General features: G+C 61.6%; 21 protein-coding genes. 11 read left to right on the top strand and 10 right to left on the bottom strand.

Features of this window, described 5'->3' with window-relative positions; translation table 11 throughout:
• Positions 1-18: 18 nt before the first annotated feature.
• Entirely contained in the window at positions 19-1,701 is a 1,683-nt protein-coding gene (locus HBO24_RS16595) for a POTRA domain-containing protein (protein ID WP_115127312.1), read from the top strand.
• 415 nt (positions 1,702-2,116) lie between these two features.
• Here HBO24_RS16595 and HBO24_RS16590 read toward each other — a convergent pair whose 3' ends face one another.
• The 3 genes from HBO24_RS16590 to HBO24_RS16580 are packed head-to-tail and all read right to left on the bottom strand — an operon-like array spanning position 2,117 to position 2,986.
• Entirely contained in the window at positions 2,117-2,305 is a 189-nt protein-coding gene (locus HBO24_RS16590; RefSeq protein WP_057958236.1) for a Flp family type IVb pilin, read from the bottom strand.
• Positions 2,306-2,349: 44 nt separating this feature from the next.
• Positions 2,350-2,742, bottom strand: coding sequence for a response regulator (locus HBO24_RS16585; protein WP_057437620.1), 393 nt, complete (start codon positions 2,740-2,742; stop codon positions 2,350-2,352).
• Positions 2,743-2,797: 55 nt separating this feature from the next.
• Positions 2,798-2,986 carry a Flp family type IVb pilin gene (locus tag HBO24_RS16580; RefSeq protein WP_057437618.1) on the bottom strand — a complete coding sequence of 63 codons (189 nt, stop codon included), beginning with the start codon at positions 2,984-2,986 and terminating at the stop codon, positions 2,798-2,800.
• A gap of 333 nt (positions 2,987-3,319) precedes the next feature.
• Here HBO24_RS16580 and cpaB point away from each other — a divergent pair, with 333 nt between their 5' ends.
• The 8 genes from cpaB to HBO24_RS16540 are packed head-to-tail and all read left to right on the top strand — an operon-like array spanning position 3,320 to position 10,747.
• Positions 3,320-4,267 (top strand): Flp pilus assembly protein CpaB, encoded by a 948-nt coding sequence (gene cpaB / locus HBO24_RS16575; RefSeq protein WP_120731476.1) that lies wholly within the window; start codon positions 3,320-3,322, stop codon positions 4,265-4,267.
• 19 nt (positions 4,268-4,286) lie between these two features.
• On the top strand, positions 4,287-5,489 hold the full coding sequence (locus HBO24_RS16570; protein WP_120731474.1) for a type II and III secretion system protein family protein: 1,203 nt from the start codon (positions 4,287-4,289) through the stop codon (positions 5,487-5,489).
• Entirely contained in the window at positions 5,486-6,679 is a 1,194-nt protein-coding gene (locus tag HBO24_RS16565) for a pilus assembly protein (RefSeq protein ID WP_057437617.1), read from the top strand. The genes HBO24_RS16570 and HBO24_RS16565 overlap by 4 nt, the downstream gene beginning before the upstream one ends.
• A complete protein-coding gene (locus HBO24_RS16560; RefSeq protein ID WP_115127309.1) occupies positions 6,676-7,947 on the top strand; it encodes a CpaF family protein in 1,272 nt (423 codons plus the stop codon). The genes HBO24_RS16565 and HBO24_RS16560 overlap by 4 nt, the downstream gene beginning before the upstream one ends.
• A gap of 10 nt (positions 7,948-7,957) precedes the next feature.
• Entirely contained in the window at positions 7,958-8,839 is an 882-nt protein-coding gene (locus HBO24_RS16555; protein WP_170044504.1) for a type II secretion system F family protein, read from the top strand.
• A gap of 1 nt (position 8,840) precedes the next feature.
• On the top strand, positions 8,841-9,728 hold the full coding sequence (locus HBO24_RS16550) for a type II secretion system F family protein (protein ID WP_120731467.1): 888 nt from the start codon (positions 8,841-8,843) through the stop codon (positions 9,726-9,728).
• Between the two features lie 10 nt (positions 9,729-9,738).
• A complete protein-coding gene (locus HBO24_RS16545) occupies positions 9,739-10,455 on the top strand; it encodes a tetratricopeptide repeat protein (RefSeq protein ID WP_115127307.1) in 717 nt (238 codons plus the stop codon).
• A 19-nt stretch (positions 10,456-10,474) separates the two neighbouring features.
• Positions 10,475-10,747: a DUF3613 domain-containing protein gene (locus HBO24_RS16540; RefSeq protein ID WP_115127306.1), complete on the top strand. Its 273-nt coding sequence runs from the start codon at positions 10,475-10,477 to the stop codon at positions 10,745-10,747.
• A gap of 125 nt (positions 10,748-10,872) precedes the next feature.
• On the opposite strand, the gene HBO24_RS16535 is transcribed toward HBO24_RS16540, so the two are convergent.
• Positions 10,873-11,649 carry a response regulator transcription factor gene (locus tag HBO24_RS16535; protein ID WP_170044503.1) on the bottom strand — a complete coding sequence of 259 codons (777 nt, stop codon included), beginning with the start codon at positions 11,647-11,649 and terminating at the stop codon, positions 10,873-10,875.
• 126 nt (positions 11,650-11,775) lie between these two features.
• The gene (locus HBO24_RS16530; RefSeq protein WP_057437604.1) at positions 11,776-12,249 is read right to left on the bottom strand and encodes a prepilin peptidase; all 474 of its coding nucleotides are present in this window, start codon (positions 12,247-12,249) and stop codon (positions 11,776-11,778) included.
• A gap of 72 nt (positions 12,250-12,321) precedes the next feature.
• Between HBO24_RS16530 and HBO24_RS16525 the strand changes: the two genes are divergently transcribed.
• Positions 12,322-12,759, top strand: a complete 438-nt coding sequence (locus HBO24_RS16525) for a TadE/TadG family type IV pilus assembly protein (protein WP_057437602.1) — start codon at positions 12,322-12,324, stop codon at positions 12,757-12,759.
• Entirely contained in the window at positions 12,756-15,509 is a 2,754-nt protein-coding gene (locus HBO24_RS16520) for a PAS domain-containing sensor histidine kinase (RefSeq protein ID WP_170060012.1), read from the top strand. The genes HBO24_RS16525 and HBO24_RS16520 overlap by 4 nt, the downstream gene beginning before the upstream one ends.
• Here HBO24_RS16520 and HBO24_RS16515 read toward each other — a convergent pair.
• The 5 genes from HBO24_RS16515 to HBO24_RS16495 form a co-directional block, all read right to left on the bottom strand.
• The gene (locus HBO24_RS16515; protein WP_170044501.1) at positions 15,498-17,510 is read right to left on the bottom strand and encodes a pilus assembly protein TadG-related protein; all 2,013 of its coding nucleotides are present in this window, start codon (positions 17,508-17,510) and stop codon (positions 15,498-15,500) included. The genes HBO24_RS16520 and HBO24_RS16515 overlap by 12 nt on opposite strands.
• A 387-nt stretch (positions 17,511-17,897) precedes the next feature.
• On the bottom strand, positions 17,898-18,455 hold the full coding sequence (locus HBO24_RS16510; protein ID WP_057437600.1) for a DUF4136 domain-containing protein: 558 nt from the start codon (positions 18,453-18,455) through the stop codon (positions 17,898-17,900).
• Between the two features lie 45 nt (positions 18,456-18,500).
• The gene (locus HBO24_RS16505) at positions 18,501-19,103 is read right to left on the bottom strand and encodes a DUF4136 domain-containing protein (RefSeq protein WP_057437597.1); all 603 of its coding nucleotides are present in this window, start codon (positions 19,101-19,103) and stop codon (positions 18,501-18,503) included.
• Positions 19,104-19,127: 24 nt separating this feature from the next.
• Positions 19,128-19,877: a methyltransferase gene (locus HBO24_RS16500; RefSeq protein WP_057437591.1), complete on the bottom strand. Its 750-nt coding sequence runs from the start codon at positions 19,875-19,877 to the stop codon at positions 19,128-19,130.
• Entirely contained in the window at positions 19,870-20,178 is a 309-nt protein-coding gene (locus HBO24_RS16495; RefSeq protein WP_057437589.1) for a MazG-like family protein, read from the bottom strand. Before HBO24_RS16495 ends, HBO24_RS16500 begins: the two co-directional genes overlap by 8 nt.
• Positions 20,179-20,289 lie beyond the last annotated feature (111 nt).

Below are 20,289 nucleotides of genomic sequence, written 5' to 3'. Positions count from 1 at the left end.
TTGACCATGGAGTGTCCTATGCGCGCCTTGACCCCGTTGTTATTGCTCACCCTCAGCGCCTACGTCCACGCCGAGACCCTACCCAGCTTCCTCAACAGCAACGACACCATTCGCAATCTCCCGGTTCCCAACCTGCCGGCCGACGCCTACCGCCCAGTGACGCCGCAGACCCAGCTACCCGAGACCCCGGCCGCACAAGCGCAACCGCTACTGATGGACACCAAAGTCACCATCCGCAAGCTGCAGATCGAAGGCGGCACGGTGTACCCGCTCAAGGACGTTGCACAGGTGTTCGAGCCGTTGATTGGCCGTGAAACCAACCTCGCGCAACTGATCGAAGCGACCCGCAGCATCACCCGCCGCTACCAGCAGGATGGCTACTTGTTGTCCTACGCGTTCCTGCCCGACCAGCGCTTCGAACAGGGCCTGGTGCGCGTGGTGCTGGTCGAGGGCTATATCAAGGACTACCAGGTACAAGGCGACATTGGTTCGGTCTCGGCCTACGTCGACAAACTGGCGCAAAAACTCCAGGCCGAACGCCCGCTGACCCGTAAGACCTTTGAGCGCTATACCACCTTGATGGGGCGCATTCCGGGCGTCACGCTGCAAGCGCAAGTACCGCCACCGGGCACCACCGATGGTGCCGCGCATATGAACATCCAGGCCAGCCGCAAACCCTTTACCAGCAGCATGAGCATGACCGACGACAGCCGTGGCGGCCTGCAAGCCTTGATCGCCGGCACCAGCAATTCCCACACGGCAATGGGCGAACAAGTGAGCCTCAGCGGCCTGTTCCCGCCGGGTGAAGACAAAGAGCATTACTACCGGCTCGACTACAGCCAATTCATCAACGCCGAAGGCACACAACTGAGCCTGTATGGCGCACGCTATCGCAGCGACCCTAGCACCCATATCCGCCTGGACGGCGGCTTCTCGCTCAAGCCGCACCGCGAGAACGACCGCTTCTCCATCGGCCTGAGCCACCCACTGATCGCCTCGCCCAGCGAGTCCCTGACCCTCGGCACCCGCTTCTACGGGGTGAACGACAAGACTCGCTATCAACTGGTGGGTTACCCGCAACGCTTTGACGTAGAAACCGACTTGCGTGCGCTGGCCTTTGAAGGGGATTGGCGCAAGGCCGACAATCGCCAACTGCGCATCCTCAGCGCCGGCCTGTACCAGGGCATCGACGGCCTGGGAGCCCACACGCGCAGTGACCTGGAGGGGACAAAGTCGGACCTGGACTTCTTCCGCCTGCGCCTGTCCGGGGTGCAGAGCGACAAGTTCTTCGACAACTGGCAAGGCGTGCTCTCGGCAGCGCTGTACTGGAGCGACGACACCTTGCCCGACAGCGAACGTGCGGTGTTCGGTGGGCAAAATTTCGGCCGAGGCTACCCGGATGACCAGGGCTCGGGCGACAAGGGCTGGGGGGTGGCCTACGAGGTGAACTACAGCTACAACCGCGCCGGCGATTGGGTAAGAATCGTGCAGCCCTACGTCGTGCTCGACCGCGCCAAGGCCTGGTTCAACAACCTGCCGGTCAAGGACAGCGACATGTCATCCGCCGCCGTTGGCGTGCGCTTTGGCGATGCCAAGTACTACAACATAGCGCTGGAGGCGGCCAAGCCGATGTCCGATATGGCATTGGATAGCTTTAACCGGCGGCCGCGCTACACATTGAGTTTTAGCTATCAGCTATAGGAACCGGCTTGCCGGCGATGTAGCGACCCGAAAAGCCAGCTCCCACAGGGAACGCAGCTTCGCCCTCTGACTCTGTTGTTGTGGCTCTGCTTTTGATCTGGCTTTTGATCTTGATCTCAGGCGCCCCGTTAAACCACGCTGGCCGCAGGCAGGTATTGCGCAGTGGGCACCCCGGCATGGATGCCGGGGTAGCCGCGACACGGCCATGGATGGCCGATCGCGGCGGGCCCACGGAGCAATGCCTGACTGCGGGCATGCCGAGCCTAGGCGAGGCACCGAGTGGTGGGGCAAAAGCGCTTTGGTTACTTTCGCGCTCTTAGAAAGTGACCCGCCGTAAGGGCGGAACCAATAGCCGCCGTGACCGCAGCAACGGATATGTACACAAACCCAGTGTAGATACCTATGGCCATCGCACTCAGGTCAACGCATCCCCCACCTTGCCAAAAAACGCCTCAATCTGCGGCCCCAACAACCTCCCAGCCGCCAACACCACCAACGCAATCACCACAATCAAAATCACATACTCGATAGCCGTCGCACCGTCCCGCCGGCGCCAGAACAGCATCGACCACGCATACATCCTCAGCAGCAGGGCAGGCAACATAGGGCATCTCCTCAGCAGGGCGCTACGGACAGGCCAACTGTTCCCTACGCCCGGGGAAACAGATTGTTCAGAGTGTCGATCAACCGAACCAGATAGATCGGTTTGCGAAACAGGTCCAGGACCTGCAACCGCAACATGTCACTGACATCATCCATTTCGGCATGACCGGACATGACAATCACGGGCAAGTGCTGGCGTGAGGTGTGCTCACGCAAGCGCTTGATCAGGGAAATGCCGCTTTCTTCAGGCATGCGCAGGTCGGTAATGACCAGCGCAATATCAGGATGCAGTGTCAGTTCCTGCAATGCGTCCGTAACGGAGTTGGCGCAGAAACAAACGAAGCCCTCGTCTCCCAGCGATTCCGCCAGTTCAACGAGGGCCTCTTCTTCGTCATCCACCAACAGGATCTGCTGGCGGCTCGCAACAACAGCGTTCATGAGCAATACCTTCCAAGACAATCACTGATGGGCTTGCTCAAGGCTCTATTGCCAATCAGCTCAAGGCATCCCCGATTCTTTCGAACATGTCCGCGATCTGAGGCCCAAGCAGTTGCCCGGCCGCCAGCACGACCAGCGCAATAACCGCGACAAGAATCACGTACTCAATCGCCGTCGCCCCCTCTTTGCGATGAAAGAACAGTTGGAGTTGAACGTAGAGTTTCATCATGAAGGTAAGGAACATATGACTTCTCCTTTGCGCTTGCTTGCGCTGATATCGCAGTGCTGCACGGTGATTGCCGCGTGCCACTAGAGCATTGTCAACAAAACCCACCTCAACAACTGTAAGAACGGATTAATCACAAAGTATTAGCCGCCATTTTGGCGCCATAAACCTGTGCGTCTAAGGCAATGCGCGAGGGTTCCAAAATAAATCGTGGTGGCTAATGGCATTTTGTCTTAGCTCGGCTACCGTCAAATAGCGAAATCGTTAGATGTTCATAGCTGCCTGGTTGCGAAATCAACTCGTTAGGAAAAACGGGCCCGTAGTGCAAGCAACAGGATAGGGAGAGCCTTCATGAACAGTCGTGTCAGCATGATCCTGGCCGGGTTGTTATTAATCGGTGCGCTGTTTGCAGGCTATTGGGGGCTGGTGCTAAGTCGTCCGCCTGAGCCGGCTGCAGAGCCTGCGCCCTCTGGTGTTTCTGTAGAAAAAACCGTCGCCGCCGTCGAAGACCAGACCCGCCAATCGGTGGTGGTACTGGCCCATGATGTGCCACCGTATGTTGCCCTCACCGCCACCGACCTGACCCTGGAAAAGCTGCGCACCGCACCCGCTGGCAGCTTGACCAGCCTCGACCAGGCCATCGGCCGCACGCCCTTGAGAGCCCTGAGCGCTGGCACTTGGCTGGACGATTCGAGCTTCAATGCCGGTGGCCCACTGGCCCGCATGATCCGCACTGACGAACGCGCCCTGGCAGTGGCCGTCGATGAAGTCATCGGTGCCGCAGGCCAGTTGAGCCCTGGGGATTATGTGGATGTGCTGCTGTTCCTGCGCCCGGAAGGCACTAATCCGGAGCCCACCTCGCAGATCATCGTGCCAGCCCTGCGCCTGCTCAGTGTGGGCGATAACTTGGGCCCCACCAACGATGGCAAGCCCGCCGTTGCGCCGCCCACTACCGATGAAGAAAAAGCCCGCCAGGCACAACGTCAGGCAGGCCCGCCGCGGACGGTAGTGCTGGCGGTGCCGCAACAGTTGATGAGCCGCTTGATGCTGGCCACCAGCGTCGGCGCCTTGCGCCTGGCAGTGCGCAGTGCCGATGAACAATTGCTGAGCCAGTACTGGGCCGGGGACAACGAGGCCTTCGCCAAACTGCAAAGCGCCAATCGCGAGCTGTACCAGTTCACCCAACTGGCCATGCTCGGTACGCCGAAAAGAGTCGCCCAGGCCGCAGGCGCCAGCGAACCCCGGCGCTCCGGCATCGAGGTCATACGCGGTAACCAAGCGACCCAACAAAATCCCTGATTGAACAAGGACGCCTTGAATGCGCCAACGTTTTGCACCTGCGTTCACTCAAATGGCCTGGGCACTGATGCTGTCCAGCCTGCCTGTGGGCCTGGCGTTCGCCGCCACCGACAGCTGCAGCAACCTGGGCGCCTTGCCGGCCGTGGTCGAGGTCGGTGAAGGCCTGCAACAAACCCTGCAATCGCCAGTGCCTATTACCCGCCTGGCCATCGGCGACCCGAAAATCGCCGACGTGCACCTCAACGGGAATCGTGCGTTCCTGCTCACCGGCGTTGCCTCTGGCGCCACCAGCCTGATGGTCTGGACCCACTGCTCCAGCGCGCCGCGCCAGAGCATGGTGTTCGTCAAGGGCAAGGCCACCTCGACCCTGACCAGCCTGGCCCTGTCGCCCTCCGACGACCCGTCCCTGCCGAGCCAGGTGCAGACCGATATCCGCTTTGTCGAAGTCAGCCGCACCAAGCTCAAGGAGGCCAGTACGTCGATCTTTGGCGGCACCCGCAACTTCCTGTTCGGCAGCCCGCGCACAGCCGGGGGGGCCCTGCCGCTGGACAACGAAAGCTTTAACATCGGCATCGGCGGCGGGCGCTTTTCGGCGATGATCAACGCCCTGGAGCGCAGCGGTTTTGCCTATACCCTGGCACGTCCGAGCCTGGTTGCCATGAGCGGGCACAGCGCGACCTTTCTTGCCGGCGGCGAAGTGCCGATCCCGGTGCCGAGTGCCGGCAGCGACACGATCTCCATCGAGTACAAAGAGTTCGGTATCCGCCTGACCCTGACCCCCACCGTGATCGACCGCACGCGGATTTCCCTCAAGGTCGCACCGGAAGTCAGCGAGCTGGATTACACCAACGCCTTGGAGTTAGAAGGCATCCAGGTACCGGCCCTGACCGTGCGCCGCACCGACACCACGGTCTCCCTGGCCGATGGCGAAAGTTTTGTGATCAGTGGCCTGATCAGCAATAACAACCGCTCCACCATAAGCAAGTTTCCTGGCCTGGGCGATATCCCGATCCTTGGCGCGTTTTTCCGTGACAGCAACGTCAGCCGCGAGGAAAAAGAGCTGCTGATGATCGTCACCCCGCACCTGGTCCAACCCCTGGCCGCCAACGCCCGTTTGCCGTCCCTGCCCGGTGAAAAACTACGCAACTACGACCCCAACTGGTATCGCTTGTACTTCCTGGAAAACGGCAACTTCGACCGACACACAGGACTTTCCCAATGAGCGATAGCCTGAGCCAGACGTTCCTGGCAATTACCCGCAACACCACCGACCTGGAATGGCTGCAGGGGGCCCTGGCGCCCCTGGGCCAAGTGGTCAGTGCCGGTGGCGGCAGCCTCGACGAACTGTTGGCCCTGGTGGACGTAACCTTCGCCAACCTGGTGTTCGTCGGCCTGGACCGCGAGCATGTGGTCGCCCAGAGCGCCTTGATTGAGGGCGCGCTGGAAGCCAAGCCGATGCTGGCCATCGTCGCCCTCGGCGACGGCATGGACAATCAACTGGTGCTCAACGCGATGCGCGCCGGGGCGCGGGATTTTGTCGCCTACGGTTCACGCTCCAGTGAGGTCGCCGGCCTGGTGCGGCGCTTGAATAAACGCTTGCCGCCAGTCGCCCACAATGCGCACCTGGGTGGCCTGACGGTGCTGTATGGCACCCAGGGCAATGCCGACGGCGCGCTGCTGGCCAGCCACCTGGCGATGGTGGTGCAGAAGAGCGGGCAAGAGACCCTGCTGCTGGACCTGGGCCTGCCCCGTGGCGACAGCCTGGCGCTGCTGGGCCTGGAAAGTTCGTTCAACTTTGGCGATGCCCTGCGCCATTTGCGCCGCCTGGACACCACCTTGATCAACAGCGCCTTCACCGCCACCGAAGGCGGCCTGCGCATCCTCGCCTACACCGAAAACGACGAACCGCTGGAAATGACCAGCGCCGCTGAGCTGTACATGCTGCTCAGTGCCTTGCGCCAACACTTCCAGCACATCGTGGTGAACCTCACCGGCCAGCGCGACAGCGAAGCCCTGCGCACCTTTGTCAGCCACTGCGACAAGCTTTTGTGGTGTACCGACCAGAACGTCCTCGACTGCCGGCGCAACCTGGCCGTGCTGAACCATTGGCGGGAAAAAGGCATGAAGCTTGATCATGCCAAGCTGCTGGTGGACCGCTACCTCAAAGGTGCCGCGCCGGATACTGATACATTGGAAAAGAGCTTCGCCCTGGAAGCCATCGCGGTTTTGCCGTTCAGCCCCGAGGTGCGCCTGAACGCCAAGAACCAGGGGCAAACCTTATTCAGCCTGGCGCCCAGGGAGCCCCTGACGCAAAACCTCAAGACCCTCGGTGAACGCCTGGCCAAGCGTTCCGAAGGCCTGCAAAAACCCTCCACCCGTTGGTTTGAACGGCTGTTGGGGACGACCAAATGAACAGCGAAAAACTCTTTGGCGCCCCCGCTCGCGGGCTTAACAGCGCGGTGGATCACGACGGTCTGAAACTGGTGCTGCACCGCTACATCATCGACGCCATCGAAGAGTCGGGGAAAAACCTGCTGGAAGGTTCGCGCCAATCCCTGGCGCAATTTGTCATCGACAAGGTGTCCGAATACATCACCCGCATGCACCTGGCGATTTCCCGTTATGAGATGGAGCGCCTGGCCGAAGAAATCGTCGATGAACTGACCGGCTTCGGCCCGCTGGAAGTGCTGTTGCGTGACCCGTCGGTGACCGAGATTCTGGTCAATGGCCCGCACAGGGTGTTTGTCGAGCGGGACGGCCTGTTGCACCAGAGCGACCTGCGTTTTATCGACGCCCACCATGTGGAGCGGGTCATGCAACGCATCCTCGCCCCCCTGGGCCGGCGCCTGGATGAGTCATCGCCGATGGTCGATGCCCGGCTGCCCGACGGCAGCCGGGTCAATGCGATCATCCCGCCGATTGCCCTGGACGGGCCGTGCCTGTCGATTCGAAAGTTTCGCAAAGACATGCTCAAAAGCAGCGACCTGGTGGCGATGCAGACCATCGACCAGTCGATCTTCGAGTTCTTCCAGGAGGCGGTGGGCAAGCGCTGCAATATCCTGATCAGCGGCGGTACCGGCACCGGCAAGACCACCTTGCTCAATATTCTCAGCCAGTTGATCAACCCCCACGAACGCCTGGTGACCATCGAAGACGTCGCCGAACTGCAACTGGGCCACCCTCACGTGGTGCGCCTGGAAACCCGCCCGCCGAATGCCGAAGGGCACGGCGAGGTGAAGGCCAGCGACCTGATCCGCAACGCCCTGCGGATGCGCCCGGACCGCATCATCCTCGGCGAGATCCGTGGCGTGGAAGTGCTGGATGTGATGACCGCAATGAACACCGGCCACGACGGCTCCATGAGCACCGTGCACGCCAACAATGCCCAGGACGCCCTGTTGCGCCTGGAAACCCTGGTGGGCCTGACCGGTCGCGTGGTTGCCGAAAAAACCCTGCGCCAGATGATCTGCGCGGCCCTGGATGTGGTGATCCAACTGACCCGCCTGCCCGATGGCCGGCGTTGCGTCAGCGAAGTGGTGGAAGTGGTGGGTGTGCGCGATGACGTGTATGTCACCAACACCCTGTTCCGTCATGACCGGCGCACCGGCTTTGGCTTCCTGCGCGAGGCCCTCAACCCGGCGGGTGACAAGCTGCGCCGCGAATCCGCCCTGCCGCTATAGGAGCGTCACCATGACCGGCGCCATCCTGATGTTCAGTTGCGTGATTCTGATTGGCGTGTCGCTGCACCTGTTCCTCAGTGGCCTGCACCAGGCGGAAACCGACCGCGTGCTGGAACGGCTCGCCGCAGGCCAGCCACTGCTGGCCGAAGAACGCGGGCGCTGGGTCGGCCTGGAGCGCATGTTCCTGCGCGCGGGCCTGGGCAAACCCACCGACAGCCTGGGCCTGTGGCTGACCTGTTGGGTGTTGGGCGCAGTCCTCGGGTTTCTGGTATGGAGCTGGGTCGGCCTGCTCGCCATGCTTCTGTTGCCGCCGCTGATACTGCGGCTGTACATCGCCTGGCGCTATCGGCGGCGGGTGAAGCGGATGATCGAACAACTGCCCCAGGTGCTCGACCATACCGTGCGCAGCCTGAAGTCCGGGCGCACCCTGGCCGATGCCTTGCTAGGGGCCATCGACAGTACCGAGGAGCCCTTGAAGCCCGCCATGGGGCGCATTCAGCGCAACGTGCAACTGGGGGTCAGCCTGCCCGAGGCCGCCAGTGATTTCGCCGAATTCTACGAACAGGACGAGTTCCGCATGCTCGCCCTGGGACTCAAGGTCAACCATCGCTATGGCGGCAACGCCAGCGACTTGCTGGAGAACCTGATCAAGGTCATTCGCGAGCGAGAACAAGGCGCCCGGCAATTGCGCGCCATGACCGGCGAAACACGCGTCACCGCGTTCGTGCTGGCCGGCATGCCGATTGCGATGGTGGGCTATTTCATGCTGATCAACCCCGGCTACCTGATGACCATGTGGAATGACGACAGCGGCCGCTACATGCTGCTGGCCGCGCTGAGCATGCAGGTGCTGGGCTGCCTGACGATGTGGCGCATGTTGCGGAGTATTTGAGATGGTCCTGCTGATCAGTGCCTTATTATTTCTGGCTGCGCTCGTGCTGATCGCCGGCCAGCTGCTGAACCAGCGCCGCCGCGAACGCCTGGTCAACCAACGCCTGCAAGGCCAACTGGTGCGCGGTGACCGTCTCGGCACCCTGCTCAGCCAGTTTGGCAGCAGCCAGTTGGCCCAACGCTCAGTGAGCATGGATAACGAAACCCAGCTCCTGCTCAACCGCGTGGGCTGGCGCAAAGCCAATCAGCGCTCGATCTTCGCTGCCTGCCAGATTGGCGTGCCGCTGTTGCTGGCCGGGGTGATGCTGGTGGGACAAAGCCTGATCTTTCCCAATGCCGACTCCCCGTGGATCGCCCCCCTGCTCGGCCTGGGCGTGGGCTACCTGATCCCCAAGCGCATCCTCGCCAGTGCCGCCAAGGCCCGGCAGCAGCAAATCTCCCGCGAGGTGTCGACCTTTATCCCGCTGCTGCGCATTCTGTTCGAGTCGGGCATGGCGGTTGAGCAGTCGCTGCGTGTGTTGAGCGTTGAAGCGCAGCGCCTGCTGCCCGCCCTGACCCAGGAATTGCGCTTGATCCTGGCACGGGTCGACTCGGGCCTGGAACTGGGCGAGGAACTGGGCAAGACCGCCAGGCTCTTGGCCGTGGATGAGTTCACCGACACCTGCATCATTCTTCAGCAACTGATCCAGCAGGGTGGCGGTGCCATGAAGTCGCTGCTGGCCCTCAAGCAACTGCTCGATGACCGCCGCTTGACCCGTTTGCAGGAATTCATCTCGAAGATGTCGGCCAAGATGTCGGTGGTGATGATGGTCTTCCTGTTTCCCGCTTTATTGATTGTGCTGGGGGGGCCGGCGTTTATTGCGATCTCCCGGGCCCTGAGCAGCTTTTGAGGAGCACTCGATGAAAGCACTGATTGCAGGCCTGAGCCTGCTGATGCTCGGCGGTTGTGCCAGTAACGGCCAGACGCCGTGGTCGGCATTGATGACCCCGGGCAGTTGCGCCAAGCCCAGCGCCGAACAGGAGCTGTCGCTGAACCTGGCTGACGACATGGCCAACGAAGGGAAGATGCACGCCAGCCTGGCCAACCTGCAAAGCCTGCCGGACTCGTTGCCGCAAGTGCGCCAGCGCAAGGCCAAGGTTTATCGCCTGCTCGGGCGCAGCGAAGCGCAACCGCTTTACCGCAGCCTGCTGGGCACCTGCATGGCCGCCGAAGGGGAACACGGCCTGGGGCAATTGGCGGCGACCCAGGGCGACAACGCCCAAGCCCTGGCCCATATGCAGCGGGCGGCGCAACTGGCGCCCACCAACGAGAAAATCCGCAATGACCTGGGCGTGGTCTACCTCAATCAACGGCGCCTGGAAGAGGCGCGTTTTGAGTTCATGACGGCCATGGAGCTCAAGCAAAGCGACCAATTGGCGGCGGTCAACCTGGTGACGCTGTTGATCTACCAGGACCACTGGGGGCAGGCCGCGCAACTGGCCAGCCAGGTGGGCTTGAGCCCCGAGCAGGTCAGCGAGGCCCAGGCCCGCGCCGAGAAACTCAAGGCCGCCGGCACACCTGCGGCCAAGGACCAGGTCGCGGCGGCCAGCGATGCACCGCCCGTACTAATCAAGTAAGCGCTTGAAGGAGCCGATGATGAAATTCCATTACCTCGCCAGCCTGACGCTGCTGGCCCTGCCCCTGACGGCAATGGCCATCGAACCGGGGCCCTCGTCCAAGGCCCAGGAGGAAACGGAAAACTGGCTGGGGCTGCAAGTCAACGGGCAAGCCGCCTCGCCCACGGTGCAGAGAGCAACGCCCGCCGAACGCGAGCTGGCGATGCAGCGTTTGCTGGAAAGCAAAAGATACGCGATCCCCGAAAAGTTCGGCGAAGGCAGCGAAGGCGGGAGCTCGGGTGGCAGCAAATAAACCACAGCCATTGGAGAAATGTGGGAGCGGGCTTGCTCGCGATGGCGGGTGTCAGCCGATACATGCCCTGGCTGATCCGACGCTATCGCGGGCAAGCCCGCTCCCACATGGCTGTACGCAAAGCGTCAGTGCGCCGTCACCCGCTGGCGCAATGCCGAGTTGCTCGGCGACAGTGCCAACGCCAGTTGGGTGCGGTTGTGCATATGGGTCAAGCGCAACACCTGGGACACGTACAGCTTGACCGTGTTCTCGGTAATACCCAGCTCGCAGGCAATCTGGTAGTTGGTCTGGCCCTTGCCCACCAGCCGGGCAACATCCAGTTGCCGGGGTGACAGCTGATTGAAGATCGCCGGCACTTCCAGGACCTCCTCGCTTACCGCCTCACCCTCGGATTGCGGCGCCGGGCCGCGACGGACCTTGTCCAGGTCCTGGTACAAATCGTCGATGGACTCGGAAAGATACTGCAGCTTCTGGTTCAGCTTCCCCAAATGCAGATTCTTGTGGCGTTCTTCCAGCGCGGCTTCCTGGCGCTGCAACCCCTCCAGCAACTCATTGAGGTTGATGGGCTTCTGGTAGTAATCGGAGATGCCCACGCGCAAGGCCTTGATCACGTCCTGCTTGTCGGCCCGACCGGTCAACATAATGGCTTCGAAGGCACGCTGCTTGCCGGCGATTTTCTGCAGGGCCTGCACCAGTTCGATACCGTCCATGTCCGGCATATGCAGATCACACAGCACCAGGCCGATCTGCGGATCGTCGCTGAAGCGTTGCACGGCCTGCTGGCTGGACTCACAAGGGACACAGCGATAACCGCTGCTTTCAAGAAATTCGCAAAGCTCCTCCACAATCAGCGGCTGATCGTCGACCACGAGCACTTTTACTGCAGATGTAACTTTGTCCACACGCTACTCCATGCCTGGCAAGCCAAAGATTGACCTATCGGTTGCGAAGAACCTTCCTACTTGCTTGTATAAATAAACGTAGACGTACTTTCCGACTATGTACATAGCGATACAGAGCGCCCACGACTAATGGAGCCACGCCCAGGCCAGGCTAAAACCCACTAAAAGAAACGGCGCGAAAGGCAGCTTTTTTGACGGGTCCACCACCAGGTAACCCAGGCGCGCTCTAACACCTTGACTGGCAAGGGGCAGCAGCCGCGGCCCATAGACCAGCCAGGCGACATTGGCTACGCCAGCACCGATCAGAGACCACAACAGGTAGGTCGAATTCGACGCCAGCGCCAACGCCGCCAGCATCTTCACATCGCCCGCGCCCAGGCGCCCGAGGGCGTAGCCGGGCAGGGTCAACAGCAGGGCCAGGCAGAACGCCCACAGCCCTTGCGCCCTGGAAGTACCCAGCCACGTGCTGCCGCTCCACAGCAGATAGAACAGTGCCAGCAGCAGCGCGCCCAGGGTCAGGCGATTGGCAATCTGCCGCTGGCGAATATCCTGCTGCGCACACACCACCAACCAGACAAACACCACGAGGCCTTGGATCACGTAAAAACCGTCCCTTTTTGCTGATTGATTCTATGCTGATAGCAGGTAGTAGCAGTCAGGGTAGTCGCAGTGATGAAAACCAGCCTCCCTAGAAAGCAAAAAGGCGCCGTCGCTATCGAATTTGCCGCGGTGTTCGTGATTTTTTTTGCCGTGTTCTATGCCATGGTCAGCTACAGCCTGCCACTGTTGCTGCTGCAGTCGTTCAACCAGGCCACCGCCGAGGCCGTGCGCCGCAGCGTGGCACTGGACCCCAGCACCCCCAACTACAATGCAGCGCTCATCCTGCGGGCGACCCAGACCGTGCAAAGCCAATTGCAGTGGATTCCAGCGACCTTCCAGTTCCAGACGGCCCATATCAATCCGACCTACACCGCAGGCGTGCTGACCGTCGAGATCAACTACCCCTCGGCCAACCTGAAGAACGTCCTGCCGTTTATTGTGCTGCCGGGCATTGGCACGGTGCCTCGGCTGCCGACCACGTTGCACGCCCAGTCGAGCCTGCAATTTTGAACTCCGGTGACAAAATCTTCGGCAGGCTGCTCGGCCGCAACAGCGCCCAGGCCCTGGAGACGCCCGCCAGCCCACCCGCACAAGGCTTGCACCTGCGCCTGGATCAGCATGGTCATGTGCTGGATATCAGCCGCGCGTTGCACCCACAGTTAGCCCGCCACCTTAGTGCCCAGGCTCACCCGCTGTTGCGCGACCTGCTGTGCCTGCCTGGCGCCCTGAGCATCGAAGGCACCCCTGCCGACTGGCAGCGGCACAGCCTGGACCTGGATTTCCAGGGCGCCGCCGAGACCATCCTGCATACCCGTGGCTGGATCGAACCGGATGGCGACGGCTGGATCCTGCGCCTGCTGGATATCAGCGACCTGCTGAGGGGCCGGCAATTGGCCCTGCAGCGCGAGCAGAACCATCTGCTCGCCAGCCAGATGAGCGAACAACTGCGCGTGTGCAGCCTGTCGCGCCTGCCGCAAGTGTTCAGCGAGCACCTGCGCAGCCTGACCCAGCGCTGGCGTATCCCTTGCGCGGCGATGGTGCTGCTCGACCAGCAGGATCAGGACTGGCTGGTCTACAGCAGCTACAGCGCCCATGACGCGCCGCAACTGTGGGCGCCTGGGCAGCGCCTGGGCACCTGCCTGGACAGCCTCAACGGCAACACCCCGCTAAGCCTGAAAACCCTTCAGGGCCGCAGCGAGCACCCGCGCCTGCACAGCGTGTTTGGCAATGCCGAGGGCCTGCTGGTGCCGTACCGCGATAGCCAGGGGGTCGCCGCGTGGTTGCTGTGCGGGTTCTACAGCGGCCACGCCGACGTCAGCGAGCGTGACTGGCTGAACCTCACCGCCGCCCTCGCCGCGCCCTTGCTCAGCCGCCTGCGCGAGCAGCGCCATCACCAACAACTGGAGCGGGTGGAAGCCCTGCAAGGCCTGCTCGGCACCGGCTGGTGGGAACTGCTGGCCAACGGTGAAGAGATCCTGCTGGCCCCCCAACTGATGCGCAGCCTGAGCCCGGAAGATGCACCGACCAAACAGGTGCTGGCCAACTGGCTGGAACTGATCCACCCCGCCGACCGCCAGGAACTCAACAGCCGCCTGCAAGACCTGCAAAGCCTGGGCAAACCTTTGCTCGCCAGCGTGCGCCTGCTGCGCAGCGACGCCAAACAGAACCCCATCTGGTACCGCGTCCAGGGCCAGGTGCTGGGCGCCGGCGAGCAGCGGCGCTGGATCGGCTTCATGCTCGATATCAGCGACATCAAGAACCAGCAACTGCAGGCCGCCGCCGCCCATGCCCGCCTGGACAACCTGATCGCCAGCTCACCGGCGGTGATCTACGTGCAGCGCTACGTCAACGGCGCGCTGCACCCGGCATTTTTCAGCGACAGCCTGCTACCGCTGCTGGGCTGGACCCTAGCCGAATGCACCCACGACACCTCCGTGGAATGGGTGCACCCCGAAGACCGCGACCTGTACTTCGAACGCACCCGGCAATTGCTACGCGAAGGCAACGTGCGCAGCCGCTACCGCGTACGCGATCGCCAGGGCAACTACCACTGGCTGCTGGACGAAGCCAAGCTGCTGCGCGACGACCTGGGCTTGCCGGTGGAAGCCGTCGGCCTGTGGCTGGACGTCACCGAAGCCACCCTGGCGGCGCAACAGATCAAGGACAGCGAAGAGCGCTACCGCCTCCTCGTCGAAGACTCGCCGGCGATGATCTGCCGCTACCGCCCGGACCTGACCCTGACCTTCGGCAACACGCCCCTGGCCAACTACCTGGAATGCACGCCAGCCCAATTGCCGGGGATCAACCTGGGCCACTGGTTATCGGACGAACAGCGCAACGCCTTTGTAAAACGCATCGGCCAACTGAGCCCGGAATTCCCGGTCAGCACCGCGGAAATCAGCCTGCAACTGCCGGGACGCGAACATGCGTGGTGGGTCTGGTCTGACCGTGGTGTGTTCGACGAGCACGGCCAGTTGCAGGAAATCCAGGCCGTGGGCCGCGACAACACCGAAGTGCGCCGCTCCCAGCAACAACTGACCCAAAGCGCGAAAATGGCCACCCTCGGCGAGATGGCCACCGGCCTGGCCCATGAGATCAACCAGCCGCTGAACGTCATGCGTATGGCCATCGCCAACGTGCTCAAGCGCCTGGGCAACGGCGACGTACAACTCGACTACCTGACGGAAAAACTCCAGCGCATCGATGCACAGGTCCAGCGTGCGGCCAGGGTGGTGGACCACATGCGCGTGTTCGGCCGCCGCTCGGAGGTCGAGCAACAGCCCTTCGACCCGGCCCAAGCGGTGGAAGGTACGCAATCACTGCTGGGCGAAGGCCTGCGCGGTAAAGGTGTGGACCTGCGCATCACGCCCATGGACTTCAAGGTGCAGGTCAACGGCCATGTCGACCAACTGGAGCAAGTACTGATCAACCTGATGGTCAACGCCCGCGATGCGCTGATGGCGCGACACGAAAAAAACCACGATTTTCGCCCATGGATCGCCCTGTATAGCGAACACGACAGCCGCCATGTACACATCTGGGTCGAAGACAATGGCGGCGGCATTGATGCACGGCTGCTGGAGCGGATTTTCGAGCCCTTTTTCACCACCAAACCGATTGGCGTCGGCACCGGGCTGGGGTTATCGGTGAGCTACGGCATTGTGGAAAACATGGGCGGACGCCTGAGCGTCGCCAACAGTGAACATGGGGCGCGGTTTTGCGTGGAGTTGCCGGTAGTGGGTGGGGGGTTAGATGACTAGGTAGGCGCGGCCTGATTGACAACTCAGGTTGGCACCTACATCCACTTTGTTCAGGTCGACGCCCAAGGCTAGTAATAGGGTGTTGATCAGCGAGTCCAGCAACGGTGTCAGTGTGGTTTTGATGGTATTGATCAACAGGGAAGTTACGCTGTTAAACACGGTTCCAAGACCACCAATGATATTACCTAGTAAGTTTTCATTTCCGGGCTGTGGGCCGTACATATTTAGAACAAGACCTGCTGCCGTCCCCTTGGCCGGGTCCGTGAGCCCGCTGACGATATTGCTAGTGGTGTAAGCGTAATAAAACGGTGGCTGCGAAATTTCCGGCAAATTGGGGGACAGGTATGTATGGGCAAGGTTTTTACTCCCACCCACATCAATGTTGGCAGATAACCCAATACCACCCCCCACGGAGGGAACACGGGCGTTGCAGTCGTTGAATATCAAAAAGCGGCGGCATGACTCGGTACCGATATCCACGACCTTCAATGGTTTCACAACCATCTGGGGCGGAGTTTGACTGCTGCCGAAAATGCTGGACAAGCCATCAACCTGACCCAGTTTCAAATTGACCAGCGAGGTATTGGTGCTGGTTGTCAGGCTTTTATTGGTAGGACTTGCGCAACTGTAGGCTGTCACCCAACTACTGGCACTGGCGGCTTCCACCGCAATATCCACACGGACAGGCGGAGGCAGAATCTGCAGGTTGGGCGAAGTACACAGTGCTCCCAAGCTACACGTCAGCGCATTGATCGCGCCCACAACATTCAGCTGTAGCAGTGCACCCACCGTATTTGCCAGTGGTCCTGCCAATCCAGTCACCCCGTTCACCAGATCCAGGACTGTGTTCATTACGGGCAAGTTGACCGAGAGCAGAACCCGCAATTGAGACGTGCGCACATAGATGCGATTCGGACCGGTTTCAGGATTATGCCCCGATGCTACAGCTTTGGCTGGATTACCGACCGCAGATAATTGAGGCGGCTGTAAAACCTGAACGGTCGCAGTGATTTGCGCCACTCCAGGCACGTTGATCGGAACACTCGCCAGCAGGCCATTTTTCTTGTTGGCCAGTTGCACAAAACCTTCGATCAGATCAAACACCCGCATGTTCACTGCCAGAGACGCCACATCCGTGCCACTCGCAATCTGCAGAATATCGCCCAACACCACTTGAGTGGCACCCGCCGCCGTCTTGAGCGCGTTCAAGCCGACAATCGTCACATCTGCGGCCAATGTATTGGTGGGGTCCAATACATTGATTGCACTTTGAATGAGCTGACCAACACCGACGGTATTGCCAAGAACTTCTGTATAGCCGACCGCTGTCAGGCCCAGGTCGAGCTTTAGCCGGTCCAGGTAACTCAGTAGAGAGATGTTGGTATTAACTAAACCATTCCACCCGGCCACCGACAGGTTCAGGCCACCGCCCAACAACCCTCCGAACAGAGCATTGAGAGTGGAAGCCTTGTTGGCTGTATCGACAACGACTGCCGTGCTGCGGATTGTGAGTGCGGCCACCGGAGTCGCCAGCGCCGCAACGGCCGTCGCGGTCAATGTCGTATTGGCGTTATACGTACCGCTGAACAACCTCCAGACCCCGTTGGCGATACCGGTGGTCACCGTGCGGGTAGCAACGACGCGGATGGCTTCATTCTTGGTGGCATCTGCAGTAAAGACACGGATATTGGCCGCATTGGTCAGCAACGTCCCACACGTCACCGCCAATGCGCGGCTGCTGTCGTTGGCGACAACGGTGAAGCCGTTCCGGGTGGCATTCTGCTTGGCGTAATCGACGGCGGTGGTGCTGCCTGAACACTGCCCGCCACGATTGGCGGCTTCCAGGGCGGCGGTGTCGGCGACGGCCTGCAGCTTGCGTTTTTCCAGGTACAGGCGGCCGCTATCGACCACCAGCAACAGAAACACCAGGGCCAAGGCCAGGGTGCCGGCGAACACCAGACCGATTGCGCCACGCTGGCCAGAACGAAGTCGGGGAGACATCGAGCACTCCTTTGCCGGCGAACTGCCGAGCGCTTACTCTCCTGTAGTCAACAGCAGTGTAGACAAGGCTTGGCAGGTGCGCTGGCAAGTCGCCACTTTGGCGACTGACGGAAATAAACAGCGCTCGACGCGGGCTTGTCGGGCCGCCGTGCGATGCGGGCACCTCAGTGGATCGGGTGTAAGGAGGCGATCCCATCGCAGCCTCGCCGGGGCTCGACAGCTCCCACAGGGGAGCCGCGGCACCTGCAAATCTGTCTTGGAAACACAAATCGAATGTGGGAGCTGTCGAGCCCCGGCGAGGCTGCGAAGGGATCGCCTCGGTGTACCTGTTAAACCGCAGCGCCCGCATCGCAGTGATGCAGCAGCCCTACACGGACCGAGTACAACTTAGCGTGGCGGGTAGTTGGACAGCACCTTGGTCACTGTCGCACGGATGGCTGCGCTGCGGTCCTGGGGGCTGGGCGAGTTGCTCATCATCTGTTCGTCGCTGCCGCGCCACACCAGCTTGCCGTCCTTGCCGTCGAGCAAGTCGATCTGGAGGGTCGCGACCTTGTAGGTGACGTTGCGGGTTTCGTTGTACATCGGTGCGCCCCAGTAGCCATTCCACGGGCCGCCCCAGGCGCCGCCGTAGTTGGTGGTGACTTGCTGCTGGCGGTCTTCGACGATCAGGTAGGCCTGCACGTTCAGGTCTGCCTTGGCCCCGGGGGCTGCCGGGCGCAAGCCGCGCTGGTCGAGCTGATCGGCCACCGCCTGGCGGATGCGCTGCTCGGTCAGGTCGCTCTTGATCCGCGGATCGTCAGGGCGGTACTGCAACGCCGGGTCTTTCCAGGCCCAGCTGCGGTAGGCGGCAAAGTCGCGGCTGGCGTCAAAATCGTGATTGACCTGATGGGTCTGGCAACCGCCCAGCAGCACGGCAAAAGCGAGCAACGCGATACGACGCAACATGGTAGTTCTCCAAAGGGCAAACCGAGCCTGAAATGAGAATAGCTGTTAACTGGGAGGATACGCCGTCATGGCCTTCTGCACAGCCTGGCGCAAGGCATCGCCGCGTTCACTCAGGCTGCCCTGGCTGCCCGTTTCGGCGCTAGCGCTCCATACCGCCTGGCCCGTGCGGGCGTCGAACAGGTTGACGCGCACCACCACGACTTGCACTTCATAGGTGCGCACGATCGGCACCGAGTTGTACATGCCGTAGCCGTTGCCATAGCGGTTGTAGCCACCGTAGCCGTAGCCATAATCGTCCTGCACCTGGCGCAGGCGTTTTTCCAGATGCACATCGGCGCTGACCAGCAAGTCCGGCGCGCGCTGGTCATGCACCGGTCGCAGGCCACGCTGGTCAAGGGCACCGCTGACGGCTTCGGCGATCTGCGCAGGATCTGCCCAGGCCGAGCCGGCCGGCAACTGGCCGTTGCGCCAGGCCCAATTGCGATAGGCACCGTAGTCACGCACCGGCGCCGGGTAGGCGCTGGCATCAAAGGTGTTGGCCGCCTGGGCAGGCGCCGGCGGCATGGGCTTGGAGGCCGCCACATACGGGTTGTTGCTGGAGCAGGCCCCCAGCCCCAGGCACAGCAGGATCAATGCACAGCGCTTCATTTCGATCTCCGCAGACTGGGCCGCTTAAACCGGACGGCAGATCCAGTGCAAATAACGCCCAAGTCCGGCAAAGCTTGGGTGACGACGGTGAGCGAGTTCCATCTCCAACAAGTCCTGCAAATCGGCGCGGGCCTGGAATTCCACCGGCATATAGTCGTGGAAGACTCGCACCCCGCTCTGGCTTTCGACCTGCCACAGGCCTTCAAGTTGCGCCGCCAGTTCCCGTGGGTCCAGGGGCTGTTGCGGGGTCAGGCTCTGTTTTTCGCCGGCCATGTCATTTTTGCGCATCTTGCGAAAGTGGCCCTTGAGCAAGTTGCGGTAAATCAGCGCATCACGGTTATAGAACGCCAGGGACAACCAGCCACCCGGCGCCGTCAACTGGTGCAGCACCGGCAGGATCGCATGGGGTTCGGCCAGCCATTCCAGCACGGCGTGGCACAGCACCAGGTCGTAGGGCTCGGTGAGCTGACCCAACAGGTCCTGCCAGGGCGCCTGGATGAACGTTGCACTCTGCCCCGCTGCGGCGAACCGCTGGCGGGCGCCTTCGAGCATCGGCTCGGCGGGCTCGGCCAAGGTCACATGATGCCCGCGCTCGGCCAGCCACAACGACATATGGCCCAGGCCGGCGCCGATATCCAGCACGCGCAACGGCCGCTCCGGCAGGGCCTCGGTCAAGTCGGCCTGCAACACCGCCAGGCGAATCGCGCCCTTGGCACCGCCGTAGATCTTCTCGGCAAAGCGCGTGGCCAACTGGTCGAAATGGCGATCACTCATGGGTAAACCGCCGCTCGTTGTCGGCCAGCTTGGCGCTGACCACCTGATCCATATCCAGGCCCAGCTCACCGCAGAGCAGCAGCAGATAGAGCACGATGTCCCCCACTTCCTGGCCGGCATGGGCGAGTTTGTCGGCGGGCAACTGGCGCGACTGGTCTTCGCTCAGCCACTGGAAAATCTCCACCAGCTCGGCCATCTCTACGCTGGCGGCCATGGCCAGGTTTTTCGGGCTGTGGAATTGTTTCCAGTCGTTGTTATCGCGGATGCGATGCATGCGTTCGGTAAGGTGTTCGAGATTCATGGGGCGCTCCTGAAGGGGTATAGCTTCAGGCTCAAAGGCGGGGATGGCAAATAAATTTGCGGTGCTTGTCAGGGCGCTATCGCAGGCAAGCCAGCGCCCACATTGGACGGT

Origin of the sequence: Pseudomonas sp. WS 5410, assembly GCF_012985645.1 — a bacterium.
GTDB lineage: Bacteria > Pseudomonadota > Gammaproteobacteria > Pseudomonadales > Pseudomonadaceae > Aquipseudomonas > Aquipseudomonas shahriarae.
This window is presented reverse-complemented; position numbering and strand designations above follow the sequence as displayed.

Coding starts and splice junctions, on each gene's coding strand:
- HBO24_RS16595 (WP_115127312.1), top strand. CDS start 19: ATGCGCGCCTTGACCCCGTTGTTATTGCTCACCCTCAGCGCCTACGTC.
- HBO24_RS16590 (WP_057958236.1), bottom strand. CDS start 2,305: ATGTTGCCTGCCCTGCTGCTGAGGATGTATGCGTGGTCGATGCTGTTC.
- HBO24_RS16585 (WP_057437620.1), bottom strand. CDS start 2,742: ATGAACGCTGTTGTTGCGAGCCGCCAGCAGATCCTGTTGGTGGATGAC.
- HBO24_RS16580 (WP_057437618.1), bottom strand. CDS start 2,986: ATGTTCCTTACCTTCATGATGAAACTCTACGTTCAACTCCAACTGTTC.
- cpaB (WP_120731476.1), top strand. CDS start 3,320: ATGAACAGTCGTGTCAGCATGATCCTGGCCGGGTTGTTATTAATCGGT.
- HBO24_RS16570 (WP_120731474.1), top strand. CDS start 4,287: ATGCGCCAACGTTTTGCACCTGCGTTCACTCAAATGGCCTGGGCACTG.
- HBO24_RS16565 (WP_057437617.1), top strand. CDS start 5,486: ATGAGCGATAGCCTGAGCCAGACGTTCCTGGCAATTACCCGCAACACC.
- HBO24_RS16560 (WP_115127309.1), top strand. CDS start 6,676: ATGAACAGCGAAAAACTCTTTGGCGCCCCCGCTCGCGGGCTTAACAGC.
- HBO24_RS16555 (WP_170044504.1), top strand. CDS start 7,958: ATGACCGGCGCCATCCTGATGTTCAGTTGCGTGATTCTGATTGGCGTG.
- HBO24_RS16550 (WP_120731467.1), top strand. CDS start 8,841: ATGGTCCTGCTGATCAGTGCCTTATTATTTCTGGCTGCGCTCGTGCTG.
- HBO24_RS16545 (WP_115127307.1), top strand. CDS start 9,739: ATGAAAGCACTGATTGCAGGCCTGAGCCTGCTGATGCTCGGCGGTTGT.
- HBO24_RS16540 (WP_115127306.1), top strand. CDS start 10,475: ATGAAATTCCATTACCTCGCCAGCCTGACGCTGCTGGCCCTGCCCCTG.
- HBO24_RS16525 (WP_057437602.1), top strand. CDS start 12,322: ATGAAAACCAGCCTCCCTAGAAAGCAAAAAGGCGCCGTCGCTATCGAA.
- HBO24_RS16515 (WP_170044501.1), bottom strand. CDS start 17,510: ATGTCTCCCCGACTTCGTTCTGGCCAGCGTGGCGCAATCGGTCTGGTG.
- HBO24_RS16510 (WP_057437600.1), bottom strand. CDS start 18,455: ATGTTGCGTCGTATCGCGTTGCTCGCTTTTGCCGTGCTGCTGGGCGGT.
- HBO24_RS16505 (WP_057437597.1), bottom strand. CDS start 19,103: ATGAAGCGCTGTGCATTGATCCTGCTGTGCCTGGGGCTGGGGGCCTGC.
- HBO24_RS16500 (WP_057437591.1), bottom strand. CDS start 19,877: ATGAGTGATCGCCATTTCGACCAGTTGGCCACGCGCTTTGCCGAGAAG.
- HBO24_RS16495 (WP_057437589.1), bottom strand. CDS start 20,178: ATGAATCTCGAACACCTTACCGAACGCATGCATCGCATCCGCGATAAC.